This is a genomic window from Amycolatopsis sp. NBC_00345 (assembly GCF_036116635.1).
GTDB lineage: Bacteria > Actinomycetota > Actinomycetes > Mycobacteriales > Pseudonocardiaceae > Amycolatopsis.
In genome coordinates, this window is the sequence record NZ_CP107995.1 from 5,917,224 (window position 1) to 5,935,261 (window position 18,038).

Annotated in this window: 18 protein-coding genes; 15 read left to right on the forward strand and 3 right to left on the reverse strand. The window is 72.3% G+C overall.

The window, feature by feature from the left end:
* Positions 1-42 precede the first annotated feature (42 nt).
* From OG943_RS26455 to OG943_RS26475, 5 genes are all read left to right on the forward strand, one after another.
* Positions 43-855 (forward strand): IclR family transcriptional regulator, encoded by an 813-nt coding sequence (locus OG943_RS26455; RefSeq protein WP_328603617.1) that lies wholly within the window; start codon positions 43-45, stop codon positions 853-855.
* Positions 845-1,867 carry a serine hydrolase domain-containing protein gene (locus tag OG943_RS26460; RefSeq protein ID WP_328603618.1) on the forward strand — a complete coding sequence of 341 codons (1,023 nt, stop codon included), beginning with the start codon at positions 845-847 and terminating at the stop codon, positions 1,865-1,867. The genes OG943_RS26455 and OG943_RS26460 overlap by 11 nt, the downstream gene beginning before the upstream one ends.
* A 199-nt stretch (positions 1,868-2,066) precedes the next feature.
* The gene (locus tag OG943_RS26465; protein ID WP_328603619.1) at positions 2,067-4,739 is read left to right on the forward strand and encodes an ABC transporter permease; all 2,673 of its coding nucleotides are present in this window, start codon (positions 2,067-2,069) and stop codon (positions 4,737-4,739) included.
* Entirely contained in the window at positions 4,726-5,415 is a 690-nt protein-coding gene (locus tag OG943_RS26470; RefSeq protein WP_328603620.1) for an ABC transporter ATP-binding protein, read from the forward strand. Before OG943_RS26465 ends, OG943_RS26470 begins: the two co-directional genes overlap by 14 nt.
* Positions 5,412-6,029 carry an ABC transporter ATP-binding protein gene (locus OG943_RS26475; protein ID WP_328603621.1) on the forward strand — a complete coding sequence of 206 codons (618 nt, stop codon included), beginning with the start codon at positions 5,412-5,414 and terminating at the stop codon, positions 6,027-6,029. Before OG943_RS26470 ends, OG943_RS26475 begins: the two co-directional genes overlap by 4 nt.
* Positions 6,030-6,033: 4 nt before the next feature.
* Here the strand turns inward: OG943_RS26475 and OG943_RS26480 are convergent, their stop codons facing one another.
* Entirely contained in the window at positions 6,034-7,269 is a 1,236-nt protein-coding gene (locus tag OG943_RS26480) for a copper resistance D family protein (RefSeq protein ID WP_328603622.1), read from the reverse strand.
* Positions 7,270-7,366: 97 nt separating this feature from the next.
* Between OG943_RS26480 and OG943_RS26485 the strand changes: the two genes are divergently transcribed.
* The 3 genes from OG943_RS26485 to OG943_RS26495 all read left to right on the forward strand — a co-directional run bounded on the left by OG943_RS26485 (position 7,367) and on the right by OG943_RS26495 (position 9,892).
* Entirely contained in the window at positions 7,367-8,443 is a 1,077-nt protein-coding gene (locus tag OG943_RS26485) for an isocitrate/isopropylmalate dehydrogenase family protein (RefSeq protein ID WP_328603623.1), read from the forward strand.
* Positions 8,440-8,871 (forward strand): cupin domain-containing protein, encoded by a 432-nt coding sequence (locus OG943_RS26490; protein WP_328603624.1) that lies wholly within the window; start codon positions 8,440-8,442, stop codon positions 8,869-8,871. Before OG943_RS26485 ends, OG943_RS26490 begins: the two co-directional genes overlap by 4 nt.
* A gap of 139 nt (positions 8,872-9,010) precedes the next feature.
* Entirely contained in the window at positions 9,011-9,892 is an 882-nt protein-coding gene (locus tag OG943_RS26495; RefSeq protein ID WP_328603625.1) for a GntR family transcriptional regulator, read from the forward strand.
* Here OG943_RS26495 and OG943_RS26500 read toward each other — a convergent pair.
* Positions 9,889-10,791 (reverse strand): MurR/RpiR family transcriptional regulator, encoded by a 903-nt coding sequence (locus tag OG943_RS26500; RefSeq protein WP_328603626.1) that lies wholly within the window; start codon positions 10,789-10,791, stop codon positions 9,889-9,891. The two genes, OG943_RS26495 and OG943_RS26500, sit on opposite strands and share 4 nt — an antisense overlap.
* Before the next feature lie 14 nt (positions 10,792-10,805).
* Complete coding sequence (locus OG943_RS26505) at positions 10,806-11,639, reverse strand: PHB depolymerase family esterase (RefSeq protein ID WP_328603627.1); 834 nt, start codon at positions 11,637-11,639, stop codon at positions 10,806-10,808.
* A 176-nt stretch (positions 11,640-11,815) separates the two neighbouring features.
* Here OG943_RS26505 and OG943_RS26510 point away from each other — a divergent pair, with 176 nt between their 5' ends.
* Genes OG943_RS26510 through OG943_RS26540 form a run of 7 tightly spaced genes read left to right on the forward strand, consistent with a single transcriptional unit; the run spans position 11,816 to position 18,038 of the window.
* On the forward strand, positions 11,816-12,949 hold the full coding sequence (locus OG943_RS26510; protein ID WP_328603628.1) for a C45 family peptidase: 1,134 nt from the start codon (positions 11,816-11,818) through the stop codon (positions 12,947-12,949).
* Positions 12,946-13,689 carry an amino acid ABC transporter ATP-binding protein gene (locus OG943_RS26515; protein ID WP_328603629.1) on the forward strand — a complete coding sequence of 248 codons (744 nt, stop codon included), beginning with the start codon at positions 12,946-12,948 and terminating at the stop codon, positions 13,687-13,689. Before OG943_RS26510 ends, OG943_RS26515 begins: the two co-directional genes overlap by 4 nt.
* Before the next feature lie 29 nt (positions 13,690-13,718).
* Positions 13,719-14,663 carry a transporter substrate-binding domain-containing protein gene (locus tag OG943_RS26520; RefSeq protein ID WP_328603630.1) on the forward strand — a complete coding sequence of 315 codons (945 nt, stop codon included), beginning with the start codon at positions 13,719-13,721 and terminating at the stop codon, positions 14,661-14,663.
* A 22-nt stretch (positions 14,664-14,685) separates the two neighbouring features.
* Positions 14,686-15,330 (forward strand): amino acid ABC transporter permease, encoded by a 645-nt coding sequence (locus OG943_RS26525; RefSeq protein WP_328603631.1) that lies wholly within the window; start codon positions 14,686-14,688, stop codon positions 15,328-15,330.
* Positions 15,327-16,187 (forward strand): amino acid ABC transporter permease, encoded by an 861-nt coding sequence (locus OG943_RS26530; RefSeq protein WP_328603632.1) that lies wholly within the window; start codon positions 15,327-15,329, stop codon positions 16,185-16,187. The genes OG943_RS26525 and OG943_RS26530 overlap by 4 nt, the downstream gene beginning before the upstream one ends.
* Positions 16,184-17,131 carry a GDSL-type esterase/lipase family protein gene (locus OG943_RS26535; RefSeq protein ID WP_328603633.1) on the forward strand — a complete coding sequence of 316 codons (948 nt, stop codon included), beginning with the start codon at positions 16,184-16,186 and terminating at the stop codon, positions 17,129-17,131. Before OG943_RS26530 ends, OG943_RS26535 begins: the two co-directional genes overlap by 4 nt.
* A gap of 40 nt (positions 17,132-17,171) precedes the next feature.
* Positions 17,172-18,038: an alpha/beta fold hydrolase gene (locus OG943_RS26540; protein WP_328603634.1), complete on the forward strand. Its 867-nt coding sequence runs from the start codon at positions 17,172-17,174 to the stop codon at positions 18,036-18,038.

Below are 18,038 nucleotides of genomic sequence, written 5' to 3' on the forward strand. Positions count from 1 at the left end.
TCGTTCCGTTAGATGGAACGGGATTGCGCTAAGGTAGGCCGCATGGAGAGGGCTGTCAACGACAAGACCGGGGCCCGCGGTGAACCCCGGGGGGCGGTGGGGAAGGCGCTGGAGGTGCTCACGGCGCTGTCGCGGCCGGGCGGCCCGCACCGGCTCGCCGACCTGGCCAAGGCCTGTGACCTGCCGAAACCCACCGCGCACCGGATGCTGCAGACGTTCGCCGAAGCCGGGTTCGCGGCGGGCACCGGCGGCGGGCAGTACGACGTGGGGCCGCGGCTGCTCGGCCTTTCGGCCGCCGTGCTCGCGGGGAGCCGGGCCACGCGCTTCACCCGGCCCGTGCTGACGGAGCTGCGCCGCCGCACCGGGCACACCGTGCACTACGCGGTGCATCACGCCGACCGCGCCGTGTACGTCGAGAAGGTGGAGCCGGATCAGGCGTACCGGATGAATTCGCAGGTCGGCGGCGAGGTGCCGCTGTACTGCACGGGGGTGGGCCGCGCGATCCTGTCCCGGCTGCCCGAGGCCGAGGTGGCCGCGGTGCTCGACGCGGCGCCGCTCGACGCGCGCACCCCGAAAACCCTGACCGACCCGACCGCGATCCGCCGTGAACTGGCCACTGTGGACACTCTGGGCTACGTGGTCGACGACGAGCAGAACGAGCCGCACGTCCGGTCCGTCGCCGCGCCGGTGGTGGACGGGCTGGGCCACGTGGTCGGCGCGATCAGCGTTTCCGGACTGACGTTCACCCTGCCGCTGGACAGCATGCCCACGCTCGGCCCGCTGGTCGCCGAGGCCGCGAACCGGCTTTCGGCCACGCTCGGGCACGGGATGCGGGTAGTGTCCGATGAGGACTGAACTCGGGGAGATCCTTCGTGACGCCCGGGAAAACCGGGTGTTCTCCGCCGCCGCCTGGTCGGTCGGCACCGCCGACGGTGTGCTCGACCGCGGAGTGCTCGGCACCCGCTGGCACGACGGCCCGGACGCGGCCGAGGACAGCCTGTGGGACCTCGCTTCGGTGACAAAACCGTTGGTGGGACTGGTGATCGCGGCTCTGGCCGACCGCGGCCGGCTCGGCTTCGACGACCCGCTCGCCCGCCACCTGCCGGCGTACGCGGGCGGCGACAAGGCCGAGATCACCGTACGGCAGCTGCTCACGCACACGTCCGGGCTGCCCGGCGGCACGCCGCTCTACCGCGAGCACCCGACGCGTGAAGCGCTGCTCGAAGCGATCCGCACCGGCCCGCTGCGCACGGTGCCGGGCAGCCGGGTCGAGTACTCGTCGCAGGGTTTCATCCTGCTGGGCCTGATCGCCGAGGCCGCCGGCGGCCGTCCGCTGGACGAGCTGGCCGAGGAGTTCGTCGCGGTCCCGGCCGGGCTGACCGACACCCGTTTCGGCCCGGTGGACGCGGCGCGCGCGGTCGCCACGGAAGACTGCCCGTGGCGCGGGCACATGGTGCGCGGCCAGGTCCACGACGAGAACGCCGTGGTACTGGGCGGAATCTGCGGTCACGCCGGCCTGTTCGCCCCGCTGCCGGACGTCGAACGCCTCGGCCGCGTCCTGGCCGGCGCCGCCGCCCCGCTGCTGAAGCCCGCCACCCACGCCGAAATGACCGCGTGCCAGACCGAAGGGCTCAACCTTCGCCGAGGCCTCGCGTGGCAGGGCTTGGACGTGCCCGGCTCGCCGGGCGGCACGGACCTTTCGCCGCGGGCGTACGGGCACACCGGTTTCACCGGAACCAGCCTGTGGGTGGAGCCGGACCGCGGCCGCTACTACGTGCTGCTCACCAACCGCGTCCACCCGTCCCGTAGGACCCCGGGCATCGAGGCCCTCCGCCGCGACTTCCACGCGGCCGCGGTCCAGCTCTGAGACGCGCCCTGAAGGCCACCTTGAGGGCATAGAGGACCCTGAAGGTGGCCTTCAGGGCACAACGTGAGTCCGGCGCTGAAACCCTTGCGGCGCACGCGATGCGGTCACGCTGGCACCGTCCGTCACCGCCGGGAAATCGTTATCCCGAAACGATCTGTTTCCCTACCGGCCACGGACCGGGTGTGTGAAACTCCACCGCATGCCGAGAAGGGGGATGCCGTCGCCATGGGCGCGTGCGCCGGTGATGATCTGGCGGCAGCCGACGGTGGTGCTGGCCGTGCTGGCCGCCGCGGTGCTGGTGGCGCTGCCGGCGGCGGCGATCTCCCTTTTCCTTTCCTCCGCGGGAACTGAGACACTGCAGAAGCAGACCAGCGCCGCGTGCGAGTGGGCCGTCGGCGCGCAGTGGCAGGGACAGCTGCCGGTGACCCCGGCCAACCCGCAGGTGCCGGAAAAGGTCGGAAAACCACTGTTCGACGCGCGCGTCGCGGCGGCCACCGAAGCCGAAGCGGGGATACCGAACCTGTCGAAGCCGGTGGCCACGCTCGTGACCGGCGCGGCGGTGGCGACCGCGACCGGGACCCCCGTGCACCCGGACCAGCGGGTGCTGAACCTGGTCGCCCGCGACGGGTTCGCCGGCCACGTCCAGGTGCTCTCCGGCGGTACGGGCCCGGGAATCTGGCTGCCGGACCAGTTCGCGGACTCGCAGCGGCTGAAGGCGGGCGACCTGGTGTCGGTCACCAGCGGCTCGCGCGGCGGCCTGAACGCGGCCGACCACACCCAGGTCACCGGGGCGGCGCCGGCGGGCACGATGCGGGTCGCGGCCGTGTACCGCGACCTGCGCTCCCAGCCGGACCAGCAGTACTGGTGCAGCCTGAAGTCCCTTTACCGGGGCAGCCCGCTGGGCAACGCCCCCGTCTACCCGCTCGCCTTCGTCCCGAGTGACGAACTGCTGAAGGTCACCGACGACGCGGCCAGCTCGCTCATCGAAAGCTCGGTCGACGCCACGGGGATGACCACGGCGGGCGCGGCCCCCGTGATCGACGGCCTCGAGCGGCTCCGGGCGCGCAGCGCCGACCCGAACGACCCGCTGGGCGCCGCGTTCTCCCGCGGGCAGTACACGTCGTCGCTGCGCGGGATGGCCGAGCGGGCCGACCACGTGACCTCGTCGCTGGTGGCCACCGTCGTGCCGATGGGCGCGGTGGGCGCGCTCGCGGGGCTGGTGATCGCGGCCGCGGCGGGGTCGTTCTGGGTGGACCGGCGACGGGCCGAGCTGGCGGTGCTGTCGGCGCGTGGCGTCGGGCCGTTCGCGCTGGTGGGCAAGGCGGTGCTGGAAGTGGGCACGGTGGTGGTCCTCGGGTCGGCCGCGGGCTGGTTCGCGGCGCGGTACCTGGTGGCCACCGTGGGTCCGAGCCCGCTGGTGACGCCGGGCGCGCTGACCGGTTCGGCGGTGGCCGCGGGCGCCGCGCTGCTGGTGACGCTGGGCGCCATCGCGGTGGCGAGCGGGCGCCGGATCACGGCGCACTTCGACACCCGCGCGACGCGGGGCCGGCTGTGGCCGTGGGAGCTGGTGCCGCTCGTCGCGGCGGTCGTCTGTTACTTCGTCCTCGGCGACGGCGCGCAGACGGGTGTCGGGGCGGCAGGTTCCGTGGCGGGGATCCCGCCGCGGCTGGTCGTGGTGCCGTTGCTGCTGGTGATCGGGCTGGCGTTGCTCGCCGCGCGGATCGTGCGCGGGTCCGTCGTGCGGGTGAACCCGGTGAAGGTGACCAGGCCGGTGTCGTTCCTGTCCTGGCAACGGATCGCGTCCGGCCCGGCCGCGGCCGCGGTGCTGATCGCGGCGACCGCGATCCCCGTGGCGCTGTCGGTGTACGCGACCACGGTGACCGGCTCGGTGGACCGCACGCTGCACGCGGAATCCCAGCTGATCGTCGGCTCCGACGTGGTCCTCGGCCTGACCGGGCCCGCGCACGTGCCGCCGGACCTCGCCGGCCAGTCCAGCCTGGTGAGCCGGTACGACTCCGGCCACGTCGGCCACACCACCGTCAACGTGCTCGGGGTGGACCCGAAGTCCTTTGCCACCACCGCGTTCTGGGACGACGGCCTGCCCGGCCCGACCCTGGCCGAGCTGATGGGCACCCTCGCCGCGCCGGGCGCGCCGGCCGGGATCCTGGCCGGCCTGCCCGCCACCGCGAGCACGGCGGACGTCGAGATCAACGGGCAGACCACAAAGCTGGCGATCACGAACGTCGCCCAGCTGCCCGGGAAGAACTCCGGCTTCCCGCAGCTGATCGTCCGCCAGGACGTGCTCGACCGGCTCGCCGGGGAGAACGCGCACCCCCAGCTGTGGGTGCGCGGCGACCCGGCGCGGATCATCCCGGCACTGAGCGGCACGGGCACGCCGATCGGCACGGTCAGCCAGGCCCAGGACGTGACCGACAACGGCGTCTACTCGGCGATCACTTACACCTTCGCGTTCCTGACGGCGGTTTCGGTGCTCGCGGGCGCGATCGTGGTGGTGGGCTTGCTGTTGTACCTGAACGCGCGGGCCCGGACACGGCGAAGCGCGTACGTGCTGCTGCGGCGGATGGGGATCGGGCCGCCGGCGCATTGGCGGGCCCTGCTCTACGAGGTCGGCGGGCTGCTGGTCGCGGGGCTCGTCTTCGGTCTGGTGTTCGCCGCGGTCGCCGTCGCGGTGACCAGCCCCGGTTACGACCTCGACCCCGGCATCGCGCCGGGCACCCTGATCTCGGCGCCGTGGTCCTTGGCCCTGCGCCTGGCCGCCGCGGCCCTGCTCGCGGCGGTGCTGGCCACCCTCGCCGCCCAGCGCGCGGTCTCCCGCGCCCGCCCCGCGGAGGTGCTGCGTGACACCGAATGACCCGCCGGCGCCGGGCAGTCCACCAGCGCTGAGCTGTGCCGGGCTGACCCACCACTACCCGGCCTCGGACCACGACGTCCCCGCGCTGCACGACGTCACGCTGTCGGCCGCCCGTGGCCGGGTCACCGCCCTCGTCGGCCCGTCGGGGTCCGGGAAGTCGACCCTGCTGCGGATCCTGGCCTGCCTGGACCGGCCCACCCACGGCACCGTCGAGGTCGACGGCGTCGACGCCACCGCGTTGTCCGCCCGCCGCCGCCGGGCGCTGCGCCGCCACCAGCTCGGCTACGTCTTCCAGAACCCGATCGACAACCTGCTGGGTTACCTGACCGTCGACGAGCACCTCGACCTCGCCACCCGCCTGCGCCGCACCGGCCCGGCCGGCGGCGAACTCCTCGACGCGCTCGGCCTGGCCGGCCGCCGCACCCACTACCCCCGGCAGCTCTCCGGCGGCGAGCAGCAACGCGTCGCCCTCGCCTTCGCCGCCGCCGGTGATCCGAGCGCGCTGCTCGCCGACGAGCCCACCGCGCAGCTCGACCGGGCCTCCGCCCACCTCGTCGGCGAGGCGCTGCACCGTCTCGCGGAGCTCGGGCACGCCGTTGTCATCGCCACCCATGATCCCGAGCTCACCGCCGTCGCCGACGACGTCCACGAACTCGTCGACGGGAGGATCGTGTGAGCCTGCTGACGCTGACGGACGTCAGCAAGAGCTACCGGGGCACCCTCGCCCTGCGCCCGGTGAGCCTCGAACTGCAGCCCGGGGAACTCGTCGCGCTGGCCGGCCCGTCCGGCTCCGGGAAGAGCACCCTGCTGATGATCACCGGTGGCTGGGAAACCCCGGACACCGGCGTGGTGACGCCGCACCCGCCGTTGCCGGACCGGCCGATGTCGGACCAGCAGTGGGACCACGTCGGTTTTGTCCCGCAGTCGATCGGCCTGTTCGACGAACTGTCCATTACGGACAACCTCGCCTTCCCCGCCCGTGGCCGCGAAGACACCACCGACGTGGCGAAGCTGCTGGAAACCCTGGACCTGGCCAAGTTCGCCCACCGTCGCCCGGCGCAGATCTCCCGTGGCGAGCAGCAACGCGCCGCCGTCGCCCGCGCGCTCGTCACCTCTCCCGCGCTGGTGCTCGCGGACGAGCCCACCTCGCACCAGGACCGCGCGCACGCCGAGCTGGTCCTGATCAGCCTGCGCGCCGCGGCCGACGCCGGCGCGGGTGTCCTCGTCGCCAGCCACGACCCGCTCCTCACCCAGCACGCCGACCGCACCATCACCCTCGCCGGCGCGTAACGACTCAGGCCGGTTCGGGCGCCGGTTCTTCCGCGTGGACGGGCTCCACACGCGACAATCGCGCGGAGACTTTCGCCGTGGTGACAAAGGAGATCGCGACCAGGACGGCCAGCAGCACGCCGATGCCGACGATGCCGCCGCTCAGGGTCGGATCCGGGTCGCCCGCCTCGGCGCGGCCCGATCCGGTCAGGAAGGACAGTACGAAAAGGACTCCGACGGCCAGCACGGCCTCGACCGCGACCAGTCCGGGGAACACCTTCACGGCCAGGCGGAAGACCGAGCCGTCCGCACCGGCCGCACGGGCGCGGGCGATGCGCGGCATCAGCACGAATTCGTTGGCCCCGCCGAGCACGATCATCGTGGCCACCAGCGAGACCTTCACCAGCAGGAAGCGGCCGAAGCTCGTGGTGAACAGCTCCGCCGGACGGCCGACCAGCGTCCACGCGAGGTACAGGCCGGTGATCAGCACACAGCCGACGGCGGCCAGCGCGACCGTGCTGAAGCGGGCCCACAGCTGCGCCCACGTCGTCCCCGCGCCACGGCCGAGGCGGCGCCACGCCGACGCCAGCACGACCAGCCCGGCGATCCCGCCCACCCACGTGGAGACGGCCCACACATGCGTGTGGTCCAGCAGCGAGTTCACCACACTGTCCACAGTGGCCTTGCCGAAGTCGGTGGGCAGCAGGGTCACCTGGTAGGCGACAAACGTGGTCACCAGCGCGGTCCACACCAGGCCGGTCAGCCGCGCACGCAGCCGCGGCGACCACAGCAGCATCAGCACAATCGCGGCGACGGCCCACAGCGCGTACTGGATGAACGCCTCCGCGCCGCTGGAAATCCATTCGGCCGGCTTGCCCGGCACCGTGATGAAACGCCAGATCGCGGACGGCGAAAGCGCGTCGCCGTAAGGGATCTCCTTGCCCTTCACCCGGGCAGCCTTGCCCGCCAGCTGGAAGTACAGCGCCACCAGGTACCAGGTGCCGGCCACGGCGAGGAACAGGCTGGTGCGGCACCGCAACACGGCCCGGTCGGCCGGGTCCACCGAAGGACGGGCCAGCACCGGCCGCAGCACGATCAGGTGCAGCATGCACCCGCCGATCGTGCCGATCAGGCCGGCGAAGTAGGCCATTTTCGTGACGACGCGCCAGACCTCCGGGGTCGGGTTCGCGTCGGCGGCGAGCACGGCTTGCGTGAGCAGCGGGGACATCGGCAGCCATCTCCTCGTGCGGATCAGCGCCACGGTAGTGCATCCTACGGTCAAAGTGAAGTGTGAAATATCTGCTACATTGCGGTACATTGGATGTGCGAAATACCAGCGGACCCGAGGAGGAGCGCGCGTGAAAGTCCTTGTGCTGCCCGGAGACGGCATCGGCCCGGAGATCACCGCGGCCACCCTCGACGTGCTCACCGCGGCCGACGGGCAGCTCGGGCTGGGCCTGGAGTTCGACGTCCACGACATCGGCCTGGCGTCGCTCGCCGCGTCGGGCACCACGCTGCCGCCGGACGTGCTGGCCCGCGTGCCGGAGGCCGGCGGCACGCTGCTCGGCCCGGTTTCGCACTACGACTACCCGCCGCGCGCGGAAGGCGGGATCAACCCGTCGGCCGAGCTGCGCACGCGGTTCGAGCTGTTCGCGAACGTACGGCCGTGCCGCTCCCGCGCGGACCTCACCGTGCTGCGTAAACCGATGGACCTGGTCATCGTGCGCGAGAACACGGAGGGCTTCTACGCCGACCGCAGCATGCACGCCGGTCCCGGCGAGTTCATGCCCGACCCGGACCTCGCGCTGGCGGTGCGTAAGGTCAGCGCCCGGGCCTGCGCCCGCGTCGCGCGCGCCGCGTTCGCGCTCGCCCGCACCCGGCGTCGCAAGGTCACCGTGGTGCACAAGGCAAACGTGCTCAAGCTGTCCGACGGCCTGTTCCTGCGTGAGGTCCGCGCGGTCGCCGAAGAGTTCCCGGACGTGGTGCTGGACGAGGTGATCGCCGACGCCGCGGCGGCGCTGCTGGTGCGTGCCCCCGGGCGGTTCGACGTGCTGGTGACCACCAACATGTTCGGCGACATCCTGTCCGACGAGGCCTCCGAACTGTCCGGCAGCCTCGGCCTCGGCGGCTCGATCAACGCCGGCGACGACCTCTGCGTGGCCCAGGCCCAGCACGGTTCGGCCCCGGACCTCGCCGGCCGGGACGCGGCGAACCCGGTGTCGCTGATCCTGTCCGCCGCGATGCTGCTGGACTGGCGCGGCCGCCGGGACACGAACCCCCAGCTCGTCGAAGCCGCGGAGCTGATCACCCGGGCGGTCGACGCCGTGCTCGACAACCCGGCCACCCGCACGGCCGACCTCGGCGGCTCGCTGGGCACCGCCGCGTTCGCCGCCAGGGTCGCGGACACGATCGTCCACTTCGGAGCCGCCCGATGACCGCCGAACCCTTCCCGTCCGCCGTCCTGCGCCCGGCCGAGCTGCCTTCGGTGGACCGCGGCGGCGGCGCCCGCACCATCCCCCTGGTCACCCGGGCCCGGGGTGCCGCGGTGTTCCTCAACGGCATCACCGAGTTCGACGGCGGCGCGGGCATCCCGCTGCACACGCACAACTGCCCGGAGAGCGTGGTGATCCTGGACGGCGAGGCCGTCGCGGAGATCAACGGCACCGAGCACCGATTGTCCACAGGGGACACCACCTATGTGGACGCGCGCGTGCCGCACCGGTTCCGCAACGCCTCGGCCACGGCGCCGATGCGGATCCTGTGGACCTACGCCTCGGTGGACGCGACCCGCACGATCGTCGCGACCGGCGCCACCACCCGCGTCGACGCGGAACCCGGCCCGGCCGCGCCCCAGCGTCCGTGACGCTGCCTGGGTTGCGCCCCAATGTGGCGTTCGGTGCGTCCAACGCACCGAACGCCACATTGGGTGCGTCCAACGCAACCAACGCCACATTGGGGCGCTGTGAGCCGGGTCCGGACTGGCCGCGCGCTAGCCTGGTCCGGTGCCCGAACCGGAGCGAGGCCCGACCCCGCTGACCCGCCAGGTGGCCGCGCGCATCGCCGGGTACATCCGGGAGACCGGGGCGGCGCCGGGCGACCGCCTGGCCGAACGCACTCTCGCGGCCCAGCTGCGGGTCTCCCGCTCGCCGGTCCGCGCGGCCCTGCGGCTGCTGGCGGACGACGGGCTGGTCGCCGCGGCCGAGCAAGGCGGCTACACCGTGGCCGGTCCCGGCTCACGGCACACCATCCCGGATGAGAGCGAAGCCGAGAAACGCTACCTGCGGATCGCGTCGGACCGGCTGGACGGCGAGCTGCCGGACCGGGTCAGCGAGAACGAGCTAGTCCGCCGCTACGGCCTCACCCCCGCCCAGCTGGCCCACGTGCTCCGCCGCATCGCCGGTGAGGGCTGGATCGAGCGGCTTCCCGGCTACGGCTGGGAGTTCCAGCCGATGCTGACCTCACCACAGTCCTATGCGGACAGTTACCGGTTCCGGCTCACGATCGAGCCCGCCGCCGTGCTGGAGCCCGGTTTCGTGCTCGACCGCCCGGCGCTGGAGGCGGTCCGCGCGCAACAGCTGGAACTGGCCGAAGGCGGGGCCGGGACGGTCGGCAACGCCGAGCTGTTCGCCCGCAACCGCGCGTTCCACGAGGCCGTGGTCGCCTGCGGCCGCAACCCGTTCTTCATCGACGCGCTGCGCCGCGTCGACACCCTGCGACGGCTGATCGAGTACCGCCGCGCCCTCCCGCGCGACCGTGCCGCCGTCCGCGCCCGCGAGCACGTCGCCATCGCCGACCTCCTGCTGGCCGGGCGCAACGCGGACGCGGCGGAGCACCTGCGCCGTCATCTGAGCACGGTCAGCGTGGAGAAACAGGCGGGCGGCTAAGCACCCCGGCCCCGGCGCGGCGGCCGGGTCCGGCCGTCCCCCTGGACCAGCTCCGAACGCAGCGAGGTGAGCAGCTCGGAGGTCTTCGTGGCCCGCGTTTCGTCGCGGGAAGCCAGGCGCAGCAGCAACGCGTCGGTGAGCACCTCCGCGCTGAGCATCTCGCCGGTGAAGTTGCTGACGGACTGCGGCGCGGTCAGCGCGACGTCCACCCGCGAGCCGAACAGCGGGCCCAGCGAACTGGAGATGAGCAGCACCCGCGCGCCCACCGCGCCGGCGTGGTCGAGGACCACCTCGATCTCCGCCAGCAGGCGGCTGGGCACGTAGAGCACCACCAGGTCGTCCGGGCCGAGGCCGACCAGGTCGTCGGCCAGCTGGAAGCCGGTCGAGCCCGTGGCCCGCGCGCGGCGGCCCATCCGCGTGAGCCGCAGGCCCAGGTACCGCGCGAGCAGCCCGGACGGGCCGAGGCCGAAGCCCAGCACCTCACGGGCGTCGTCCATCAGGTCGACGGCGCGGTCGAACCCGGCCGAGGAGATCAGCCGCCAGGTGGCGCTGAGCCGTTCGGCCGCCTCGGTGAACACCTGCGCTACCACCGGGTCCGGCGCGCCGCCGCCGTTGTGGTGCGGCCGGGTTTGGTTCAACGCGGTTTGGTGCAGCAGGTGGTGCGACGGGCTGGTCTGCAGCACCACTTCCTCCGCCAGGCTGCGCCGCAGCTCCAGCAAACCGGTGAAGCCGAGCGACTTGGCCGTGCGGACCACGGTGGCGTCACTGGTCCGCGTGGCGGCGCCGATCTGCTCGGCGGTGGCGAAAATGGCCGCGCGGCCGTGGTCACGCAGGTACTCCGCGACCAGACGCTCGGCGCGGGACAACGCCGGCAGGCACCGCCCGATCCGCGCGGTCAACGACTCCCCATGGCTCACAGCCGCCGTGCCAGCACTTCGAGGAAGAAGTCCTTGACCGCGGGCTGCACCAGCATGCCCCGGTGGCCGACCCCGGGCACGAGGTCGAACCGCACGTCGATGCCGTGCTGCTCGAAGTTGCGGCGCAGGGTGGTGAGCCGGGCGATCCGGGTGTCGCCGCCCGCGTCGATGCCGGGCTCGGCGATCTCCCAGGTGTCGGTGTCCTCGGCGCCGACCACCATCTGCACGGGCAGGGCGCGCAGCGCCTCGATCGCGACGTCGCGGCCGAACAGCTCGCGCACGTCGGCGGTGCCCAGCCACCACGGCACGTCCGGGTCGATCCGCGTGACCCGGCCCGGCGCGCCGATCGAGACGGCGGCGAGCCGCTCGGCGTGCAGGTAGGCGAACCGGTGCGCGAACTGGCCGCCGCCGGAGAAGCCGTGCAGGTGGAAGTGGCCGATGTCGACCCGGTAGCGCGCGCCGACCTCCGCGACGATCCGCAGCAGCACCTCGTCGTAGCGGATGCCGTGGAAGCTGAGGCGCTTGAACCCGTGCAGGTCGCCCGCCTCCGCGATGCCCGCCGGGAACAGCGGCGCGAGCACCACGCAGCCGTGCTCCTCGGCGAACGCGCGGTATTCGTCGCGGTAGCGCTCGGCGGTGCGCTGCGTGCCGTGCATCAGCACCAGCAGCGGCAACGGCGTGGTGGCCGTGCGGTGGGCGCTCGGCACGTAGAGGCAGTACGAGAACCGCTGGTCGTCCTGGAGGGCGAAAAACGCCGTCGGGCCCGAGTAGTAGAACTCGACCGGGTCGAGGACCCGCGCGCTCTCGGGGGTGGGATGGGGGCTTGTCATAACGACTGTCTCCTTGGCGAACCATCAACCGGCCGGACCGTCGCGACTCTGTAGTAACGACGACAGGTATTGACAACCTGGTAGCACGGTCTATCTTATCCGTAGCTGCCACTACAAGTTCGCGATCAATGTAGCGCACACTTTCACACCATCGCCAGCACCGGGAAGAGGTATTCATGGTTGTGCGGCTGATCGAGATCGAAGGCGGGCCCCGGGAGCGCGGCCGGGCCTACGGCGAGGCCGCCCGGACGGAGATCCGCGCCTCGGTCGCCTACTACCGCAAGGCTTTCCGGCTCTCGTCGAATCTGGAGTGGACGGACGTGCAGGCCTCGGCCCGACGCTGGCGCGAGCCGGTCGCGGCCGCCGCGCCGGACCTGCTGGAGGAGATGGACGCCATCGCCGAGGGCGCCGGCCTGCACCCGGACGAGATCCTCGCGCTCAACGCCCGCGGTGAGATCGTCCGCAACCACGACAGCGGCTTCAACCCCGAGCCCGCCGAGCCCGCGGACGGCTGCTCGTCGTTCGCCCTGCTGCCCGAGGCGACCGGCGACGGTCACGTCTACTGTGGACAGAACTGGGACTGGCGCGAGGGCACGCAGGAGACCGTGGTGCTGCTGCGGGTCGTCCAGCCGCCGAAGCCCACGCTGGTCATGCAGGTCGAGGCCGGCCAGATCGGCAGGCACGGCGCCAATTCCGCGGGTATCGCGCTGAACGCGAACGGGCTCGACGGCCGGTTCGGGGCCCCGCTCGGCCTGCCGCAGCCCGTGCTCCGCCGGCTGATCCTCGACCAGGACCGCTTGCGCGGCGCGTTGCAGACGCCGTTCGACGTGCACCAGCACATCGCGACCAACCTGCTCGTGACCCACCGCGACGGCGTGGCCGTCGACCTCGAAACCACCCCGCTCTCCCACCGCTGGGGCGGCCCGAAAGACGGCATCCTGGTCCACGGCAACCACTATGCGTACGGCGTGCCCGAGGCGATCGCCCATGACTACCGGATCTCTTCGGCCGACTCGCTCTACCGCGTCCCGATCATCGAACGCGGGCTGGCGGCGGTCCGCGACGCCGCGGACTCCGCCCAGGTGCGCAAGGTCGTCGCCGCCGTGATGAGCGACCACATCGGCCACCCCGACGGCGTCTGCGAGCACGCGGACGAGCGGCTGCCGGAACTGCGGCGGTCCAAGACGATCGCTTCGAGCCTGGTCGACCTCACCGCCGGCGAGTACCGCGTGGCGGTCGGGAACCCGTGCGAGAACGACTACGAGCTGCTGCCATGGCAGCTCTACGACGGCCCCGGAGGCGACCGATGACCGGCCCCGTCCTCGTCGGCCTGCGCGGCGTCGGCAAGAGCTACGGCTCGGTGGAAGTGCTGCGCGACATCAACCTCGACATCCACCACGGCGAGGTCGTGGTGGTGCTCGGCCCGTCCGGCTCGGGGAAGTCGACGCTCTGCCGTTGCATCAACCGGCTCGAGCGCGTCGACGCCGGCACCATCACCCTCGACGGCCGGCCGCTGCCCGCGGAGGGCCGCGAGCTGGCCCGGCTGCGCGCCGACGTCGGCATGGTCTTCCAGTCGTTCAACCTGTTCGCGCACCGCAGCGTGCTGGAAAACGTGCTGCTCGGCCCGATGCGCGTGCGCGGGCTGTCCCGCCGCGAGGCCGAGCCGACCGCCCGCCGGCTGCTGGACCGCGTGGGCGTGGCCGACCAGGCGGACAAACTGCCGGCCGAGCTGTCCGGCGGCCAGCAGCAGCGGGTGGCGATCGCGCGGGCGCTGGCCATGGGCCCGAAGCTGGTGCTGTTCGACGAGCCGACCAGCGCGCTCGACCCCGAGATGGTGCACGAGGTCCTCGACGTGATGACCACGCTCGCCCGCGAGGGCACCACGATGGTGGTCGTCACGCACGAGATGGGCTTCGCCCGCCGTGCCGCCCACCGCGTGGTCTTCATGAGCGAAGGCCGGATCGCCGAGGAGGGCACCCCCGAAGAGTTCTTCGACCACACCGCCACCGACCGGGCGCGCGACTTCCTGTCCAAGGTTTTGCAGCACTGAAGCCGTCCCCACCGTCACGAGGAGAGAGCATGACGACCAAGACCAGGCTCGCCGCCGCTGCGGGCGGGGTGATCGTGACCGGCGCGCTGCTCGCCGCGTGCGGCAGCGCGCCGGCCGGCACCCCCGGGGCGGCGGCCAAACCCGCCGCCGCCGAAATCGCCGCCACGATCAGCCAGGACGAAGCGGTCGCGAGCGCGCCGGTGGGCCAGAACCTGCCCATTTCGTCCACTGTGGACCGGATCCGCCAACGCGGTGAGCTGGTCTTCGCGGGCAGCCGCAACACCCTCGGCTTCTCCCAGCTCGACCCGGCCACCGGCAAGATCTCCGGGTTCGACGCGGGGATGGCCGACCTGCTCGCCAAGTACCTGCTGGGCAAGCCGTCGACGAAGATGCAGAGCGGCGGCTCGGATACCCGGGAAGCGTTGCTGGGCAACCACACCATCGACGTCGCGATCCAGACTTACACGATCACCCCGGAGCGCGCCCAGCTGGTCGCCTTCGCCGGCCCGTACTACGAGGCCGCGAGCGGCATCGTGGTCAAGGCGACCGACACCAGCATCACCAAGGCCGCCGACCTGGCGGGCAAGAAGGTGGCGACGGAGTCCGGCGCGGCGAAGTCGGCGCTGGTCGACGAGGTGCCCACCGCGCAGCCGGTGCTGTTCGACACCACCGCGCAGTGCATCGCCGCGGTGGAGCAGGGCCGCGCGGACGCCGTCACCCTGAACAACGCGTCGCTGCTCGGCGCGACCGCGACGAAGACGGACGTGAAACTGCTGCCCGCGACCTTCGGCAAGAACCCGTTCGGCATCGGCCTGCCGAAGGACGACCCGGCGTTCAAGACGATCGTCAACGGGTTCCTGGAGAAGATCGAGGCGGACGGCACCTGGGCCAAGCTGTGGTCGGGCACCGTCGGCAAGCTGCTGAAGACCCCGCCGCCGGCGCCGCCGAAGGTCGGCTCGGTCCCGGGTTCCTGAGCGCACACCGATCGGAGGCCCCATGTCCGTGCTCTTCGCGCACCTCGGCGAACTGCTGACCGGTCTGCTGACCACCCTCGAGCTGGCCGTGCTCTCGTTCCCGCTGGCGCTGGTGGCCGGCACCGTGCTCGGCGTCTGCCGGGTGAGCCCGATCGGGCCACTGCAGTCCGCGGCCGGGTTCTACGTGCACTGCCTGCGCAATTCGCCGCTGCTGCTGATCCTGGTCATGGTGGTCTTCGGCCTGCCCTACCTCGGCGCGACCATCCCGCTGTTCGGCTCGGTCGTGCTGGGGCTGGGCCTCTACTTCGGCGCGTACGTCTGCGAAACGGTCCGGTCCGGCATCGCCGGAGTCCCCATCGGACAGATCGAAGCGGCCCGCGCGCTGGGCCTGACGTTCTCCGGTGTCCTGCGGCAAGTGGTGCTGCCGCAGGCGTTCCGGTCGATGGTCCAGCCGCTGGGCACGATCTTCATCAACGTCAGCCTGGCCTCCGCGCTCGGCGCCGCGGTCGGCGTCCAGGAGCTGACCGGCTCGGCCCGCCAGTTCAACCTGGACTACGCGCAGCCGGTGCCCAGCTTCATCGCGGCGGTCGTCGGCTACCTGCTGATCACCCTGACCGCCGGCCAATTGACCGGCGTCGTCGAACGGAAAGTGCGGGTCCGGCGATGACCTCCGACACCGGCCTCTTCGACGAGCTGGGACCGAAAGCGCGCAAGCGGCTGCGGATCGCCACGGTGGTGTCCGTCGTGGTGCTGATCGGCCTGATCGCCGGCGCGGTCGCCCAGCTCGCCCACGTGCAGCAGCTCACCGCCCGGCTGTGGGAGCCGCTGATCCAGTGGCCGAACCTGCGTTACCTGCTCGACGGGCTGCTCACCACCCTGGAGATCGGCCTGGTGGCGGCCGCGCTCTCCCTGGTGTTCGGCACCCTGTCCGGGCTCGGCCGGCTCTCGTCGCACCGGTGGCTTTCGCTGCCGTGCGCCGCGGCCGTCGAGCTGTTCCGGGCGATCCCGCTGATCCTGCTGGTGTACTTCTTCCTGATCGGCCTGCCCACGTTCGGCTGGAGCCTGCCGACGTTCTGGGTGCTGACCATCCCGATCGTGCTGCACGCCGGCGCGGTGTTCGCCGAGATCGTCCGCGCCGGGGTGAACTCGCTCGACCGCGGGCAGTTCGACGCCGCGGCCGCGATCGGGCTGCGCCGCGGGCAGACGATGCGGCTCGTGGTGCTGCCCCAGGTGTTCCGGGCGCTGCGGCCGGCGCTGGTCACGCAGGTGATCCGGACGTTGAAGGAGTCGAGCCTCGGCTACGTCGTCAGCTACCCGGAGCTGCTGCGCAACGGCCAGGTGATCGGCGAGTACAACGCGAACTTCCTGCAGACGTACGCGCTCACCGCGGTGATCTACATCGTCATCAACTTCGGGCTTTCGCGGATCGCCGACCTGCTCGACCGGCCGCGCCGTCCCCGGCGGACGACCGCCGCGTCACCGGCCGTGCCCACCGTTCCCAGCGAGACGCTGAGCCTCCGGTGATCCTCGCCGCGGACGATCCCCGGCTGCTGCTCACCGGCCACGCGGAGCTGCTGCGCGAGGACGGCCGGCTCGTGCCCGTCCGCCTGCCCCGCGGGTATGCCGACCCGGGCCTCACCGCCGCGGCCGCTGTGCCCGCGGGCGTCCGGCTGGCCTTCGACAGCGACGCGACCGGCTTCGAGTGGGACGCCACGTCGTCCGCGGCGCCGTTTGACGTGGTGGTGGACGGCGAGCTGGTGCTCCGCTCGCGCGAGACGCCGTTACGAGTCTCGGGGCTTGTCTTGGGGCGCAAGCGATTTGAGATCTGGCTGCCACAGCTGGGTCACGTCCGGCTGGGCCCGTTGCGCCTGCCCGGCGGCGCTGTCGTGGCGCCTCCGGCGATCCGTCCACAGTGGACCGCGTACGGCAGCTCCATCACCCAGTGCACCGGCGCGGACGGGCCTTCCGAAACCTGGCCCGCGCTGGTCGCGTCGGCGAACGACTGGACGTTGCGCTGTCTCGGCTTCGCCCGGCAGTGCCACCTCGACCCGGTGGTCGCCCGGCTGATCCGCGACACCCCGGCCGACCTGATCAGCCTGTGCGTCGGCACCAACATCCACGGCGCGGCGAGTTTCAGCGCGCGCACCCTGGCCCCCGCGCTCACGGGCTTCGTCCGCACCATCCGCGACGGCCATCCCGACACCCCGCTGGCCGTCCTCTCACCTCCGGTGGCCCCCGACCGTGAGCGCGCGGCGAACGCCGTGGGCCTCACCCTGGCCGACGTCCGCGCCGAGGTGGAGTCAGCCGTGCGCGCGCTCCAGAAAGACGACCCGGCGCTCACCCTGGTCCCCGGTCCGGAGATCGCCGACGCCGCCTGGCTGGCCGACGGAGTCCACCCGTCCGCCGACGGCTACCGCCGGATGGCCGGCCGGCTGACCCCGGTCCTCGGCGGCCTCATTACCTGCTAGGTAATTTACATACAGACTGTATGTATGTACTTTGGCCGGTATGACACGAGGCGAAGAACTGGGACAGGAGCGCAGCGTCCGGCTGCCGCAGGGCGAGCTGCGCTACTTCGAACGCGGCGAGGGCCCGTCGGTGGTGTTCCTGCACGGGGTGCTGACGAACGCGCTGCTGTGGCGGAAGGTCGTGCCCGACGTCGCGGCGGCCGGGTTCCGCTGCCTGGCGCCGGACCTGCCGCTGGGCGCGCACACCGTCCCGATGCGGGCGGACGCCGACCTGAGCGTGCCGGGGGTCGCCACGCTGATCGGCGACCTGCTCGACGCGCTGGACCTGCACGACGTCACGCTGGTCGCGAACGACACCGGCGGCGCGCTGACGCAGGTCCTGCTCGCGCGGTACCCCGAGCGCGTCGGCCGGGTCGTGCTGACGCCGTCGGACAGCTTGGAGTACTTCTTCCCGCCGATCTTCCGGACGCTGCCGGTGATCGCGCGGGTCCCGGGGTCGATGGCGGTGCTCGGGCAGCTGCTGCGGATCCGGGCGCTGTACGGGCTGCCCCTGCTGTTCGGCTGGGTGACCAAGCACCCGCTGGCGCCGGAGATCGCCGACGACTACCTGACCCGGCTGCACCGCTCCGCCGGCCTGCGCCGGGACCTGCGGAAGCTGCTGCGCACCGTCCATTCGCGACACACGCTGGCCGCGGCGGAGAAGCTGCGGCACTTCGAGCGGCCGGTGCTGCTGGTGTGGGCGAGCGAGGACAAGCTGTTCCCGATCCGCCTCGCGCACCGGCTGGCCGAGCTGCTGCCCGACGCGAAACTGGTGGAGGTGGCCGACTCCTACACGTTCGTCTCCGAGGACCAGCCGGCGGAGCTGGCCCGCCACGTCGTCGAGTTCGCGGGCGCCATGGCAGATTAG